General features: G+C 64.4%; 12 protein-coding genes. 8 read left to right on the forward strand and 4 right to left on the reverse strand.

Going from position 1 to position 15,105, the window contains the following annotated elements; translation table 11 throughout:
- Positions 1-45 precede the first annotated feature (45 nt).
- A complete protein-coding gene (locus tag NK8_RS25905) occupies positions 46-384 on the forward strand; it encodes a cupin domain-containing protein (RefSeq protein WP_213232543.1) in 339 nt (112 codons plus the stop codon).
- Here NK8_RS25905 and NK8_RS25910 read toward each other — a convergent pair.
- On the reverse strand, positions 381-1,283 hold the full coding sequence (locus NK8_RS25910; RefSeq protein WP_213232545.1) for a LysR family transcriptional regulator: 903 nt from the start codon (positions 1,281-1,283) through the stop codon (positions 381-383). The two genes, NK8_RS25905 and NK8_RS25910, sit on opposite strands and share 4 nt — an antisense overlap.
- Before the next feature lie 123 nt (positions 1,284-1,406).
- Here NK8_RS25910 and NK8_RS25915 point away from each other — a divergent pair, with 123 nt between their 5' ends.
- From NK8_RS25915 to NK8_RS25935, 5 genes are all read left to right on the forward strand, one after another.
- Positions 1,407-2,348 carry a hydroxymethylglutaryl-CoA lyase gene (locus NK8_RS25915; RefSeq protein WP_213232547.1) on the forward strand — a complete coding sequence of 314 codons (942 nt, stop codon included), beginning with the start codon at positions 1,407-1,409 and terminating at the stop codon, positions 2,346-2,348.
- 7 nt (positions 2,349-2,355) lie between these two features.
- Positions 2,356-3,504 (forward strand): CaiB/BaiF CoA-transferase family protein, encoded by a 1,149-nt coding sequence (locus tag NK8_RS25920; RefSeq protein WP_213232549.1) that lies wholly within the window; start codon positions 2,356-2,358, stop codon positions 3,502-3,504.
- Positions 3,505-3,563: 59 nt separating this feature from the next.
- Positions 3,564-5,003 carry an MFS transporter gene (locus tag NK8_RS25925; protein WP_213232551.1) on the forward strand — a complete coding sequence of 480 codons (1,440 nt, stop codon included), beginning with the start codon at positions 3,564-3,566 and terminating at the stop codon, positions 5,001-5,003.
- Positions 5,004-5,084: 81 nt separating this feature from the next.
- Complete coding sequence (locus NK8_RS25930; RefSeq protein WP_213232553.1) at positions 5,085-5,474, forward strand: hypothetical protein; 390 nt, start codon at positions 5,085-5,087, stop codon at positions 5,472-5,474.
- Between the two features lie 130 nt (positions 5,475-5,604).
- Positions 5,605-5,835: a hypothetical protein gene (locus tag NK8_RS25935; protein ID WP_225936465.1), complete on the forward strand. Its 231-nt coding sequence runs from the start codon at positions 5,605-5,607 to the stop codon at positions 5,833-5,835.
- A gap of 34 nt (positions 5,836-5,869) precedes the next feature.
- Here the strand turns inward: NK8_RS25935 and NK8_RS25940 are convergent, their stop codons facing one another.
- Positions 5,870-6,190, reverse strand: a complete 321-nt coding sequence (locus NK8_RS25940; protein ID WP_213232555.1) for a hypothetical protein — start codon at positions 6,188-6,190, stop codon at positions 5,870-5,872.
- A gap of 836 nt (positions 6,191-7,026) precedes the next feature.
- On the opposite strand from NK8_RS25940, the gene NK8_RS25945 reads away from it, so the two are divergent.
- Positions 7,027-8,184 (forward strand): porin, encoded by a 1,158-nt coding sequence (locus NK8_RS25945; RefSeq protein ID WP_162070320.1) that lies wholly within the window; start codon positions 7,027-7,029, stop codon positions 8,182-8,184.
- A gap of 62 nt (positions 8,185-8,246) precedes the next feature.
- Here NK8_RS25945 and NK8_RS25950 read toward each other — a convergent pair whose 3' ends face one another.
- The gene (locus NK8_RS25950) at positions 8,247-10,637 is read right to left on the reverse strand and encodes an ATP-binding protein (RefSeq protein ID WP_225936466.1); all 2,391 of its coding nucleotides are present in this window, start codon (positions 10,635-10,637) and stop codon (positions 8,247-8,249) included.
- Between the two features lie 269 nt (positions 10,638-10,906).
- Here NK8_RS25950 and NK8_RS25955 point away from each other — a divergent pair, with 269 nt between their 5' ends.
- Positions 10,907-12,682 carry a ShlB/FhaC/HecB family hemolysin secretion/activation protein gene (locus NK8_RS25955; protein ID WP_213232557.1) on the forward strand — a complete coding sequence of 592 codons (1,776 nt, stop codon included), beginning with the start codon at positions 10,907-10,909 and terminating at the stop codon, positions 12,680-12,682.
- Positions 12,683-12,722: 40 nt separating this feature from the next.
- Here NK8_RS25955 and NK8_RS25960 read toward each other — a convergent pair whose 3' ends face one another.
- On the reverse strand, positions 12,723-15,068 hold the full coding sequence (locus tag NK8_RS25960) for a filamentous hemagglutinin N-terminal domain-containing protein (RefSeq protein ID WP_213232558.1): 2,346 nt from the start codon (positions 15,066-15,068) through the stop codon (positions 12,723-12,725).
- Positions 15,069-15,105: the final 37 nt, after the last annotated feature.

Raw genomic sequence — 15,105 nt, forward strand, 5'->3', positions numbered from 1 at the left:
AAGGATTCGTTTGTGCCGTCGCGCGTGCAGCGTTAGCCTGATCGCATGACAAAAACCATCGACTACGCCGCAATCGCCGACGCCGCGCGCGACGGCTACATGAACCGCGTCATCGCGAACGTGAACGATCACGACGTCCACATCAGCGTGATGGACGCGCCCTTCCAATGGCACTTCCATCCGAATTCCGACGAGACTTTCGTGTCAGTGGAGGGTACGTTGATCATCGAGTTCGAGGACGGCGCCGTCGAATTGAGCGCGGGACAATTGCTGACCGTGCCCGCGGGCAAACTTCATTGCACGCGGCCGGGCGGCGCGCGATCGGTCAACCTGACCATCGAGAAAACGGACACCGAAACGGTGTTCTGCGACGCGCCGAACTAGCGCGCCGCGCGCGTTTCCAGATGTTCCACGAGGCGCTGCGCCGCAGGCTGCAACGAATCGAAATCCCTGAAGCACACGACGAAGCGGCGTTTCGCGAAGGCATCCGATAGCGGCACGGCTTCGACACCTAGCGCCTGCCGGTAGGTTCCAGCCACTTCCATCGGCACGACGCTGATGCCCAGTCCCGCCGCGACGACGCGAAACGCCGCGTCGAAGCTCGACACGATCACGCGATACGACATCGTCTTGCCGGCCTGCGCCGCCGCGCGCTGCAACATCGTGTGCACGGCCGTCGCCGGCGGCAGTCCGACGTGCTCGAACGCCAGCGATTCCTCGAAGCTCACCGTGCGCCGCCGCGCGAACGGATGATCGGCGGGCACCGCGAGCGCGAGCTGATCGTGCCGATACGCGCGATGCTGCAAGCCGCGCAGATCGACGCTGTCCCAGCACACGCCCACCGACGCCACGCCTTCGCGCAGTTGCCGTACGAGATCGTGCGACAGGCGCTCTTCCACATCGACCTTGATGTTCTGATTCGCGGGCTCGCGCATGAACGCGGCGATATCGTCGAGCAGCGCTTCCGCAATCGCCGATGCCGACGCGCATATGCTCACGCGCCCCATCAGACCGCCGCCGAACGCGGCGACATCGTTGGCGATGCGCTCCATCGTGAAAAGCACGCTGCGCGCGTGCTCCAGCAGCGCCATGCCTGCGGGCGTCGGTTCGACGCCGCGCCGCGAGCGCGACAGAAGCGGCACGCCGAGCGACGTCTCCAGCTGCGCGATGCGCTTGCTGATCGCCGAAGGCTCGATATGCGATTCCTGCGCCGCGCGCGCGATGTTCTGGTGCTCGCAAACTGTCACGAATAGACGCAGCGTTTTCAGGTCGATGTCGCGCATGGCAGGGCGGTTTCCTCTGACGTTCCGAACGGGAAGCATGAGCCTTCCAAAATACCGCTTTAATGGCATTTGCGGAATCTCTAAAGTCGAACCCATACACACAAAAGACTCGGAGACAAAGCCATGCCCGCGTTCCCCCAGCGCGCCGTGATCCGCGAAGTCGGCTTGCGCGACGGCCTGCAAAGCATTCGAACGGTCGTCCCGACCGCTCGCAAGATCGAATGGATCGGCGACGCCTACGCCGCCGGCCAGCGCGAAATCGAAGTCGGCTCGTTCGTGCCCGCGCGCCTTCTGCCGCAACTTGCCGACACCGCCGAACTCGTCACCTACGCGAAGACGCTGCCGGGCCTTTTCGTATCCGTGCTCGTGCCGAATCTCAAGGGCGCGGAGCGCGCCATCGAAACACACGCCGATCTGATGCTCGTGCCGCTTTCCGCGAGCCGCGCGCACAGTCTCGCGAATCTGCGCAAGACGCCGGAAGAAGTCGTCGACGAAGTGGCGCGCATGCGCGCCGCGCGCGATGCGTCGGGCGCGAAGACGCTGATCGAAGGCGGCATCGGCACCGCGTTCGGCTGCACGATCCAGGGCCATGTCGATCACGCCGATGTGCTGCGCTACATGCAGGCGCTGCTCGATGCCGGCGCGGACCGTGTGAGCATCGCCGATACGGTCGGTTACGCCGGTCCGCGCGCCGTGCGCGATCTGTTCGAGAAGGCGCGCGCCATCGCGGGCGAGCGCTTGTGGTGCGGCCACTTTCACGACACGCGCGGCCTCGCGCTCGCCAACGTCTGCGCCGCCCTCGAAACCGGCGTCGCGCGCTTCGATGCGACGCTCGCGGGTATCGGCGGCTGTCCGCATGCGCCGGGCGCGAGCGGCAATGCATCGAGCGAGGATCTCGCGTTCATGCTCGCCGACATGGGCATCGAAACCGGCATCGACATTCCAGCCTTGCTGACCCTGCGCGCGAAGCTCGCGCATTGGCTCGACGGCGAAACGCTGCGCGGCGCGCTCGCGCTCGCGGGCTTGCCGGTCACTTACGGATCGAACGCTGCAATCGCAGCCTGAGGACGATATGAACCATTCAACCCTGCCGCTCGAAGGCATTCGCGTGATCGAGTTCACGCATATGGTGATGGGCCCGACCTGCGGCATGATCCTCGCGGATCTCGGCGCGGAAGTCATCAAGATCGAACCGCCCGGCGGCGACAAGACGCGCAATCTGCCGGGCCTCGGCATTGGCTTCTTTCGCTCGTTCAATCGCAACAAGAAGAGCGTCGTCCTCGACATCAACACGGACGAGGGCCGCGAAGCCGCGATCGAACTGATCGGCGAATGCGACGTGCTGCTCGAAAATTTCCGCCCCGGCCTGATGGCGAAATTCGGGCTGGATTACGACACGCTATCGAAGGCGCATCCGAAACTCATCTACGTGTCGCACAAAGGCTTCCTTCCCGGCCCGTACGAAAAGCGTCTCGCGCTCGACGAAGTCGTGCAGATGATGGGCGGCCTCGCGTACATGACCGGTCCGGCGGGGCGGCCACTGCGCGCCGGGACCTCGGTGAACGACATCATGGGCGGCATGTTCGGCGCGATCGGCGTGCTCGCCGCGCTGCGCGAACGCGATCTCACCGGACGCGGCCAGGAAGTGCAGAGCGCGCTGTTCGAGAACTGCGTATTTCTTTCCTCGCAGCACATGCAGCAATACGCGATGACGCGTGAAGCGCCGCCGCCGATGCCCTCGCGCGTGTCGGCGTGGAGCGTGTACGACGTGTTCACGCTGGCCGGGGGCGAGCAGTTGTTCATCGGCGCGGTGAGCGACAAGCAGTTCGTCACGCTGTGCGATGTGCTCGAACGGTCCGACCTCGCGCAGGAACCCGGCTTCGCGACCAACGCGATGCGCGTCGCGGTGCGTCCGCATCTGCTGGAACGGCTCGGCGAGATCCTCGCGCATCATCGCGCGGACGAACTCGCGCCGAAGCTCGAAGCGGCCGGTATTCCCTACGCGCCGATCATGCGCCCCGAGCAACTGCTCGACGATCCGCATCTGAAGGCGAGCGGCGGCCTCGTGCCGATGCAGACCGACGACGGTGGCACCACCGACGTCGTATTGCTGCCGCTCACGATGGGCGGCCGGCGCCCCGGCGTGCGGCAACCGCTCGCGCGCGTCGGCGAGCATACCGACGAAGTGCTGGGACGGCTCAAGAAGAACGTCACGGCATGAAGCATCGCGACGAGCGCATACAAAAAGCCAGCGCCATCGCCCACTCAGGAGACACAGCAATGCAGCCAACCTTCAGCGCGGTCGCCGAGCCGCTCGTTTCGCCCGACGTACGCGTCGCCTCGACACCCGCCGCGCAAATCTCCGCGCGCATGGATCGCCTGCCGATCACGCGGCATCTGTGGATGCTCGTGTTTCTGATCTCGCTCGGCGGCTTTTTCGAAATCTACGATCTGATCTTCACTGGCTATATCGCGCCGGGCATGGCGAAAAGCGGCCTGTTGCAGACGACCACGCATGCGTTCTTCGGCTTCACGGGCATCGCGGGCTTCATAGCGGCGACCTTCGCGGGGCTTTTCATCGGCACGTTCTTCTTCGGCTGGCTGCCCGACCGTTACGGGCGGCGCAGCGTGTTCACGTTCTCGCTGCTGTGGTACTCGGTCGGCTCGGCGATCATGGCCTTTCAGACGACGCCCGAAGGCGTGATCTTCTGGCGTTTCGTGACGGGCATCGGCGTGGGCATCGAGATCATCACCATCGACAGCTACGTGACCGAGCTGGTGCCGCAACACATGCGCGGCCGCGCGATGGCGTTCAACCAGATGGTGATGTTCGCCGCCGCGCCCGTCGCCGCGATCCTGTCCTACTGGCTCGTGCCGGAGACGGTGTTCGGTCTCGATGGATGGCGCGTGGTCGTGCTCGCCGGATCGGTCGGCGCAGTGGTCGTGTGGTTCATCCGGCGCACGGTGCCCGAGAGCCCGCGATGGCTCGCCATGCACGGCAGGATCGAGGAAGGTGAGCGCGTGGTCGGCAACATCGAGCGCGTGGTCGAGCGCGAGTCGGGTGCGGCGCTGCCGCCGCCCGCGCCTGTCGTCGAGCAGCCGGCGCATCGGCGGGCGTCGCTTGGCGAGTTGTTCCATGCGCCGTATCGCTCGCGTCTGATCATGCTCATCGTCTTCAATTTCTGTCAGGCGATCGGCTATTACGGCTTCGCGAACTGGGTGCCGACCTTGCTGATCGGGCAAGGCATCACCGTGACGAAAAGTCTGCTGTATTCGTTCGTCATCGCGTTCGCGCTGCCAGTGGGGCCGCTGCTCGCGATGCTCTATGCCGATCGCATCCAGCGCAAGTATCTGATCGTCGGCGGCGCGCTCGTCGTCATTGCGAGCGGCCTCGCATTCGGGCAGATGAAATCGCCCGCGGCGCTCATCGTATTCGGCGTGCTGATCTCGCTCGCGGGGCAAACCATCTCGGTCTGCTATCACGCGTATCAGACCGAGCTCTTTCCGACGGCCGTGCGCTGCCGTGCGAGCGGCATCGTGTATTCGGCAAGCCGCGTGGGCGCGATGATGTCGGGCTTCATCATCGCGTTCCTGTTGAAGGACTTCGGCGTGCCGGGGGTTTTCATCGGCATCACCGTTTGCATGCTGCTCGTCGCGCTCGCGATCGGCCTGTTCGGGCCGAAGACCAACGGCTTGCGTCTCGAAGAACTCAATCACTGACCGGGAACGAGTTCTGCTGCTCGCGGCTCCAAGCGAGCGCCGTGTCGGCGGACTCGCGTGACGAGCGGCAGACTTGAACCCATGAACACGCAACTCAGTGAGCAGTGTAAATCGCGCCTGTACCGGTTGAAGTTCGAGACGCCTGAAGACGGCATCGCGTACATTTTGGCCGACAGCCGCGAGGCCGCCTGGCGCATGGGCAAGACGGTGATGGCGGTGCTTCACAGCATCGGCGTCCAGCATGTCGCGCTGAAGGACGTCCGCTCGTTCATCGAACTCGTGCGCCTGGGTGTGAGCGAGGATCACGACATGCGTATCTTCGAGATCGCGGTGAAAGACGGGCAGGTTCTGCAATGGGCCGACGCGCCGTACTTTCTGACCGACGATGCCTCGCTGCTCGGCAAATGGGCCGAACTACGCGCCGATCTGGCCGCGAACATCGTACGCGCGATGATGCGCCGCGCGCGATAGGACGCGTTTCACGGGTACGCCTCATGCTAGTGCACGATCAGACGCCGTGCATCGATATGGTGTGTGATCTTGCGTCGTCCGAACCTGGCGGGGTGCCCAGATGATACGGTCGTATAACCACAGGGGTTACGTGCTCGAAGTCGCAATCGAAACGAGCTGCAGGCTCGTGCCGCCGCCCGGGGCGGTGCATTATCTGGCCATTGTGACCATCAGCCGGTCGGGGCGGCCGGTGACTGCGTTCTCGCCGCTATGCATCGACCGCGCGCGCTATGCGAACTTCGTCTCTGCCGAGGACGCGCTGATGAGCGCACACACGGCGGCACGCGCGTTCGTCGACGACTGGGTGCGAACGGCACCTTGATTTCAGGATGCGGGACGGATGAGCCGTCCGGCAGTCAGGCGGCGGCGCGCCGGCTCTGCTGTCCTTCTTGCGCGTCCGCAGCGGACGACGCGGTATCGAGCGCGTTGTCCAGCAACGCGAGCTTGCGTTGAAGCAACGCTACGCGCTGACATTGCGATGGCACGAGATCGTAATCGGCATCGAGTTGCGCGATCCGCATGTCCCAATATCTTGCAGGCAGGCGCTCGGAGGTCACGCTGCGTTCGACGAAATTTGCCAGGATCATTTCCAGATGCAGGAGCTCGCGCTCCGCGAGTTGGGCTGGGCGTCGCTGTCGAAATGCTGGGACGGTGGTGGCGTCGATACTACTTTTCATAGGGCTGTTTCCGGCTTGATTTGCAGAGACCTCTATTAAAGCAATCAATGTTCCGGACAGGCGATTCAAGCTTATTCAATTTGTTTCGAATTGAAACGAGGGTTCACAAGATCGCTGAAATGCCCGTCGTAATCGCTCGGAGGCTGTTACATTTTTTAGCCTGAACTCGTCGAAGCTCGGACGCGCGATCGCGAGGCGCCCGCACTTTCCGGGTTATGACATCGGAATGACACGCAAAGTTTTCAATCGCGGCGAGATATCGAGAGAAACATATCGCTTCGAATGACGAGGCGTCGTCTGAATGCGAGTTGTTCCGATTGTCTTCGGATGGTCGTCGATATACTTTGGAAAACTGAATATCGGTGGTGTTTGAAAAACGCGCGGCCAACGCGCATTTTCCGGACCGAAGGATTTCGTATCCGTTCAAGCAAGGAGAATGAAAACGGAGCAGTCTCCTCTCGCGAAACTGCTCCGTGTCCTCAGAATGACTTCTCGGAGTTCTGTTGACGCGAGGAAGCTTAGCAATCACATCGGCCGATATAAACCACGCGCCGCGCAATGGACTTCTCCGGAATACGCAGTAATAACGTCGTCGATCCACAACACCTGATCCGACGTGGCGCGCGCGCTGTTGCCGCTAAGCGGTTGACCTTAAAAGAATATGAAGGCATTTACGCGCCCGTTCTCACGATCAGCAAATGACTATTGCGCACGATACGCAGCCACATTCGGGGACCCGTCGCCTAAAGTGTGTCCAGTTTCTCAGGGCGAGCGGACGTCCAAACGGCCCGTCGAACCTCAGGAAGCTTTTCGCGTTAAACAGGATCTAGAGAATCATGAAAAAAACCCTTCTCATCGCGGGCATTCTCGGCACGTTCGCAGCGGCAGCCCACGCGCAAAGCAGCGTCACGCTGTACGGCACGCTGGATGCAGGCCTCGTCTACACGAACAATTCCGGTGGCCATAACAACTGGCAGCAAGGCAGCGGCTCGGTTTCCGATACTTACTTCGGCCTGAAAGGCAGTGAGGATCTGGGCGGCGGGTTGCACGCGCTCTTCAAGCTGGAGAGCGGCTTCAACCTCAATAATGGCCGTTACACCGAAAGCAATACGATGTTCAATCGCCAGGCTTACGTCGGCTTGCAACACGATCAATACGGTACGATCACGCTCGGCCGTCAATATGATTCGATGGTCGATTATCTGTCGCCGTTCTCGGAAGCAGGTGCGGGCTACGGCAATAATCTGAGCGCGCATCCGTTCGACAACGACAACCTCGATCATTCGTTCTCGATCAAGAACTCGGTCAAATATCAAAGCGCGAACTACGCGGGCTTCAAGTTCGGCGGCCTGTACGGCTTCTCGAACGACGCCGGCCAGTTCGCGAACAATCGCGCGTGGAGCGCGGGCGCGTCGTACAGCACTGGCCCGCTCAACTTCGGGGCGGCCTATTTGCAGACGAATAACTCGCGCAACAGCGCGAACGCGAACGGCGCGGTTTCGGCGGGTCAGGGCAATAACGCGAACCTGACCGCCGAACTGCAGCGCACCTTCGGCGCGGGCGTGAACTACACGTTCGGCCCGGCAACGGTCGGCTTCGTGTGGACCAACACGCACTACGACCAACTGCTCGCGGCGTCGCAAGGCGGCTCGACGATCGCGCTGCCGGGCAACACGAACCTGCATCTGAACAACTTCGAGCTGAACGGCCGTTATGCGCTGACGCCGGCGCTGAGCCTCGACGCCGCGTACACGTACACGGACGGCAAGGTGACGGGCGGCAACGGCACCGGCGATCCGAAGTGGCATACGGTTTCGCTGCAGGCCGATTACTCGCTCTCGAAGCGCACCGATGTGTACGTGGAAGGCGTGTATCAGCACGCGTCGGGCGAACTGGGCAACGCGGGCGCCAACGTCGCGATGATCAACACGCTGTCTCCGTCGTCGACGCAGAATCAGGTCGCGGCGACGGTGGGTCTGCGTCACCGCTTCTAAACGCAGCATCGCAGGAAAGAGCGGCCGCGATCGACGAGATCGCGGCCGTTTTGCATGGCGAGCTACTTCTTGTCCTGTTCGGATCGCTTGATGAGCTGGCCGACATCATGCCCCGCGCCGCCCGTGCCCGCTGCGAGCCGCGCCAGCGCGCTCGCGGCGGTATCGCGCCGCACCCCGCTTTCAGGGCGAAACTGCTTCGGCAGCGCGAGATGGAAGGTCGCGCCGCGATCGGGCTCGCCTTCGGCCCACGCGCGGCCGCCGTGCCGCTCGATGATGCGCCGGACGTTCGCCAGCCCGATGCCGGTGCCGTCGAATGCCTCGTTCACATGCAGCCGCTGGAACACGCCGAAGAGTTTGTCGACATAACGCATGTCGAAGCCCACGCCGTTGTCGCGCACGAAATAGACGATATGACCGATCAGCTCGCCCGTGCCTTCGCGCGCGCCGATCTCGATGGCCGGCTGCTCGCGCTGCGCGCTGAACTTCACCGCATTGGACATGATGTTCGCGAACGCGACATGCAGAAAGACGTGATCCGCTTCGACGGGCGGCAGGGCGTCCACCGTCCAGTGCACGCGTGAGGACGCGCGTTCATCGATATCGTTCTGGATCACCGTACGCACGAGCGCGTGGACATCGACCTGATGCGGACGCAGCGCCGCGCGGCCGAGTTGCGCGAACGAAAGCAGATCGTCGACGAGTCGGCCGCCGAAACGCGCCGACGTCACGATGCGCTCCAGATAGCCGCGCCCGCGCTCCGAGAGCTTCTCGCCGTCGATCTGTTTGAGCAGCTCCGCGAAGCTCACGATATGACGCAGCGGCGCGCGCAGATCGTGCGATACCGTGTACGAAAACCCTTCGAGCTCGTGATTCGCGCGCCCGAGTTCGGTCGCGAGCTGCGCGATTTCCTCCGCGCGCCGCAGCACGATGCCGAGCACGGCCGCGCGGAATTCGAGCGCGATCTCGCGCTCGGCGGGGCGCCACGGCAGCGAGCGATGGCGCACCACATCCGTCCAGGTATCGAAGCTCTCGCGCGGCGAAAGCGATGCGGCGAGGCCCGTCAGCTTCGCGCGCGGATCGCCCGCCCACTCGATCGTCTGCACGACTTCGCGCCGGAACCAGATGACATAGTTCCGGTAGATCTTCGAGATCGATACGGCCAGAAAGCCGGCCACGTCCGGCGAATCCGCAAGCGCGGGGCACTCCTGCGAGGCGCGGTCCGACAGCACGACGTCCTCGCTCTGATCGTCGAGCCAGTCGACGAGCGCGGTCACGCTGTGCTCGCCGGGCGTCACGCCGACGAGCGACGTGCGCCCCTCGAAGATCACCGCCGCGCCCGACGAGCGCGTGAAGCCGAGCAGATCGGATGCGTCGTCGACGAGCGCATCGACGAAGCTGTCGGTATTCGCCATCGACGAAAGCAGCTTCGAGAGCATGCGGCGCAGTTCGAGCCGGTAATGCGCTTCGGACTGCGTTTCGCGCGCTTCGATCTGCAGCGCCACGATCTGCGCGACATGCTCGCACGCCGTGCGCACTTCGAAAGACGGCAGGCGCGGCGTCGCGTGATGGCACGAGATCAGGCCCCAGAGTTTGTCGTCGACGAGGATGGACATCGACATCGAGGCGAGCGTGCCCATGTTGCGCATGTATTGCAGATGCACCGGCGACACGCTGCGCAAGGACGCGTAGGTGAGATCGGTGGGGCGGCCCGTCTCCGGATGCAGCGCGGGCACGAGCGGCGCGGCTTCGTAGTTCGCGTTCGAGATGAGCCGGATGCGGTTCCTGCGATACAGCTCGCGCGCCTGCGCGGGAATGTCCGATGCCGGAAAGTGCTGGTTCAGATACGACGGATAGCCCGGCTCGGCCGCTTCGGCGAGCACGTTGCCGTGGCCTTCCTCGTCGAACTGATAGACGAGCGTGCGGCCGAAGCCGGTCATGCGCGCGATCTCCGTCGCCGCGAACTGGCAGATCTGCTCGATGGTGCGCATCGACTGGACTTCGCTCACGAAGGAGCGCACGAGCGGGTAGATCGTCGAGAAGACATCGGCGGTGTCCTGCGCGGGCTCGACTTCGACGAACAGCAGCCCGTCATGCCGATGCACGATGATCGCGACGGGTCCGCGCGGCGTCCAGCCGTCGATCACCACGTTGCCGACGTGGAACGTCGCGCCATCGCGCGCGAGTTGCGTGAGCCCCGCGCTCGCGCGCTCGGCGGCATGCTGGCCGAGCACCGTCGACAACGCGCGGCCGAGACACGCGTCGGGCGCGATGTTCGCGAACTGTGCGACGTTGCCGCTGACCTGCAGGATGCGGCAGTGCGCGTCGACACTGAAGAGCACGCCGTGAGGCTGAATGCCGCCGGGAATGTGAATCGGCTCGCGCGCACATTGCGCGTGGACCGATGCATCGAGCGTATCGGAGCCGGTGATGTCTGCGGCAGAGGTTTTGTCCATCATCGTCCTGGTAATGCGGTTTCGGCTGGTGATGAGCCGCTCATCTTCGAATCATAGATGCGTCGAGTGTCTGGAAGCCAGCCATGACGCGCAAGCGGTGATTTCTACTTGCCGCGTCATGCGTGGGCGTGTCATTTCTACGCTGAGCAGCGCGAGTTGCGGCGATCCACGAGCGCGTTCATGCATGAATCGTTCCGCGCCGTGGATCGAACGCGGACCCGCTGATACCATGCGAAGCCGACTCACGTGAGAGCCACGCCGGAGATCGATTGAAATCCGCACGCATCGCCGCGACGGTCCTGCCGGTTGCGATCGTCTGCCTCGTTCATGCGCGCGATGCCGCCGCGCAGTCGTATCGCGACGTGGCGCCGATCGCGCCTCCCGCCGCTGCGAAGCCGCGCGCGTTGCCTTCGCCGCCCGAGCCCGATGACAAGTCGCAGGACGTCGCGATCCGCGATCTGCGGGGCATCGCATTCGTGCGCGCGCATGCCGGTGCCGGTGCCGATACCGATACCAACGCGCGTGCTTCCGCGCAAGCAGGCGCGATCACGGCGACGGGCGTTCCATTGCTCACGCCCGAGTTTCTCGACGGCTTTTCCGCCGATCTGCACGAGCCGCTGACCTTCGCGCGACTCGCCGCGATACGCCGCGCGGTCGTGCAGCGCTATCGCGCGGCGGGCCAGCCGCTCGTCGATGTGTACGTGCCCGAACAGGACGTGAGCAACGGCGTCGTGACGATCGCGATTGCGGAGTTTCGCGCGGGACGAGTCATACCGAAAGGCAACCGCTATTTCTCCGATGCGTTGCTCACGCGCGAGATGCCGCTTGCGAGCGGCGAACCGATTCGCGAAGCCGATGTCGCGTCCGGGCTTGCGTTGCTCAACGCGAATCCGTATCGGCGTGTCGATGTGATCTACGCGCCCGGCGCCGAGCACGATACCACCGATGTCGTGCTGCAAACCGAAGACCGCTTGCCGTTTCGCCTCTACGGCGGCTACAACAACGACGGCGTGCGCGACCTCGGCCGCGATCGCATTCTCGCTGGATTCGACTACGGCAATCTGTTCGGCATCGATGCGCGCATCGGCTATCAGATGACCGCGAGTAACGATCTGCTGAGCGGCAATCCGGATATCGAAGGGCGGCCCGATCGGCCGCGTTACATCGCGCATGCGTTCAATGTGATCGCGCCGTTGCCGTGGCTCGACCGCATCGAGCTGTTCGGCGTGTACGCGCAGAGCACGCCGCGCCTGCCCGATAGTTACGGTCAAACCGGCCTCAGCGCGCAGCTCAGCTTTCGATACGACTGGCGCTTGCCGCCGCTCGATCGCGCCGGCGCGTGGCAGCAGCAGGTGCAGATCGGCTACGACTTCAAGCGCTCCAACAACGACCTCGAATTCGGCGGCTTTCAGGTGTTCAACGCGAACACGCATATCCATCAGTTCGTGATCGCCTACGATCTCCTGCGAAGCGATGCATCCGGCGATACGCATCTCAATGCATCGCTATTCGCGAGTCCCGGTTACTTCGACAGCAGCAGTAACGACGAAGCCTACGATGCGGCGCGTCTCGGCGCGACACCGCGCTATCAGTACATGCAGTTGTCGGCGCAGCGCGACATGCCGCTCGGCAAGTCGGGCTTTTCGGTGTCGGCGCGCGGGCTGTTTCAATGGACGGGCAGCACGCTGTTGCCGAGCGAAGAGCTGGGTCTGGGCGGCGATGCCACCGTGCGCGGCTACGAGCCGTACGCCGCGCAAGGCGATCGCGGCTGGAACGTGCAGACGGAATTGCGTGCGCCGGCGATATCGGCGGGCAGCGCGGCCATGCAGCCGTTCCTGTTTTTCGATGCGGGGCACGTGTGGAATCGCATCGCCGAATTCGGTGAAGTCAACAATGCGTCGCTGGCGAGCGTCGGAGCGGGGATTCGCGTGCAGATCGGGCGCTTCGTCAGCTTTCGCGGGACGTATGGGTTTCCGCTCAAGGCGGTGGTGCCGAACGGGTCGAAGGCGCCGGTTGGGGAGGTGTTTCTGGTGATCGGGAGTTAGCGGACTGGACGGCGCACCGCGCCGCCCAGCCGCACGCGCGTCAGGGCTGCGCCTGCTGCCACTGCAAAACCGGATGCGTCGCGCCAGCAGGCATTGCCCACACGCCGCCCGCCGGAATATTCCAGTCGAGGTAATTCGACACATTGCTCATCTGCGCCGTCGACAGCCCGTTCGAATCCGGCGGCACCGTGCCCGAGTTCGACCCGGCGGCAGTCGTGCGAATCGTCGTGTCCTTGTTCCAGTAGACGTTGTTGTGGATCGCGCCCTGGTTGTAGGCGGCGATGCCGCCTTCCGGGTCTCCCGGCGGCCCGCCGCCGCCGACCTGCCCGACCGCGAACGACTCGTTGATGACGCCCGTGCTGCCGTTGACGAACACGAGCCCGCCGCCGCCAAACCCGCCCACGCTGCCGGTCGCGTATGACTGCGTGATGAGTCCCGTGTTGAACGCGACGAGCCCGCCGGTCTCGCCGTGGTTGCCGGCGTACGTCGTGCCGGTCGCGTACGACTGCGCGATGGTCCCGTTATTGACGCCGACCAGCCCGCCCGCCGGGATCTGATAGCCGACATCCGCCGTGCTCGACGAGCGCTCGACCGTCCCGTTGTTCACGCCGACGAGTCCGCCCGCGCCGAATCCGCCGAAGCCGTTTTGCCCGACCGCGCCCGTCGTGTTGACGTAGGTGACGAGGCCATTGTTTTGACCCGCCAGCAAGCCGAGCCCACCGGACGAGTAGCCGCCCGTGCTGGCGTTGGTGAGATTCAGATTGCGCACGATGCCGCTCGTGCCGATCACGCCGAACATGCCGAAGTAGTCGTTCACGAGATCCGACTGCGTCGCGAGTTTGTCGATGCTGTGGCCGAAGCCGTCGAACTGTCCGGTGAACGGCGCGGCCGTCGTCTGTCCGATCGGCGTGAAGTAGTTGGGATAGGCCGTCGCGCTCGCGTCGATGTCCTTGCCGAGCGCATAGTTGCCCGCGAGGTCCTTCGACACGTTCGACAGATCGGCGAGCGTGTTCACGAGCCGGTAAGCGGTCGCCTGCGTGACGAGCCCGCTATACGGCGCGGCGGTCCATCCGCTGTTGGTGAGCACCGTGCCCGGCGCGTAGCTGCCGTTCATGTCATAGAGCGCGCTCACGATTCCGCCGCTTTTGGACCAGTCGATCGTGCCGCCGTTGGTCACGCTGCCGCCGTTGTCGACGCCGCCCGCATCCGCGCGCAACGTGAGATTGCCGTTGCCCGTGTTGCCGATGGTCGCGCCCGTGCCGATCGTCACGTTATGCGCCGCGCCGAGTGTCAGCGACGCATTGCCGTTCCACTGGACGTTGCCCGCCACGCTCAGGTCGCCGCTGCTGGTTTCCATATCGACCGAGGTGCCGTTGGCGAGACTGCGCGCGAACGAATCCGCGTTCGCCTGATCGACCGTGAAGGTTGGCGCGCCGAGCTTCCACGTGCGCGCCTGCACGTTCGCGCCTGCGACATCGAGCGTGGTTGCGCGCGTCTCGACCGTGCCGCCGCTGCCGTTCGCGTTGGTGGCGGCGATCGCGCCGTTCGCGTGCACCGCGCCCTGGTCGGCGACGAGCCACACGTGGCCGTCGCGCGTCGCGGTGCCGGTCGCGCGGATCGCGCTGCTGTTGCCCGCGAGCGCGTAGACGTTGCCATCGGCGGCTTGCAGGTTCGCCTGCGCCGCCTGGATCGCGCCGCCGTTCATCGCCGTGCCGCCGCTGCCCGCCTGCACGAACACTTGCTGTCCGCCCGACGCATCCTGCAGCAGCACCTGATTGCCCGTCGCGATTTCCACGGTGCCCTGCGGCGCGCTGATGCTGCCGCCGTTCACCGCCGCCGTGCGCGACACGAGGAACACGTCGCCGCCGCTCGAGCCGATCTTGCCGAGATTGATGACCATGCCGTCGCCGCCGCCCGAGAGCGTGAGCGGGCCGCCCTGCATGAACGCGTCGCCGTCGATGTTCAACGCCGACGCGACGAAGCGCCCGCCCGTCGCGACGACACCGCCGGGCCCCACGAGCACGCCCTGCGGATTGACGAGATACACGCTGCCCGTCGCGCTGAGCTGGCCGAGGATCACGGACGCTTCGCCGCCCGTCACGCGATTGAGCGTCGCGCCGGCGCCGTTGTTGAACGTGACCTGCCGTCCGCCGCCGATGGAAAAGCTGGTCCAGTCGATCACGCCGCGCGTCGACGTCTGATTGATCGTGAGCGACTGACCGCCGCCGCTGATCGCGCCGCTGCCCGCGACGAACTGGCCGCCCGCTGGCAAGGGCGGCGCGGCGTATGCAGAGCTCGCAATGAGCGATATAAACATCGCGAGCGGCCGCAGCCTCGCGCGACGATGACGAATTTGGGGAAGAAACGGACGAATGCGATCCTGCATGGCTACCTCGGCTCGATGTCGATTGTTCCGGTCGTTT

Source organism: Caballeronia sp. NK8 (assembly GCF_018408855.1).
Classification (GTDB): Bacteria; Pseudomonadota; Gammaproteobacteria; order Burkholderiales; family Burkholderiaceae; genus Caballeronia.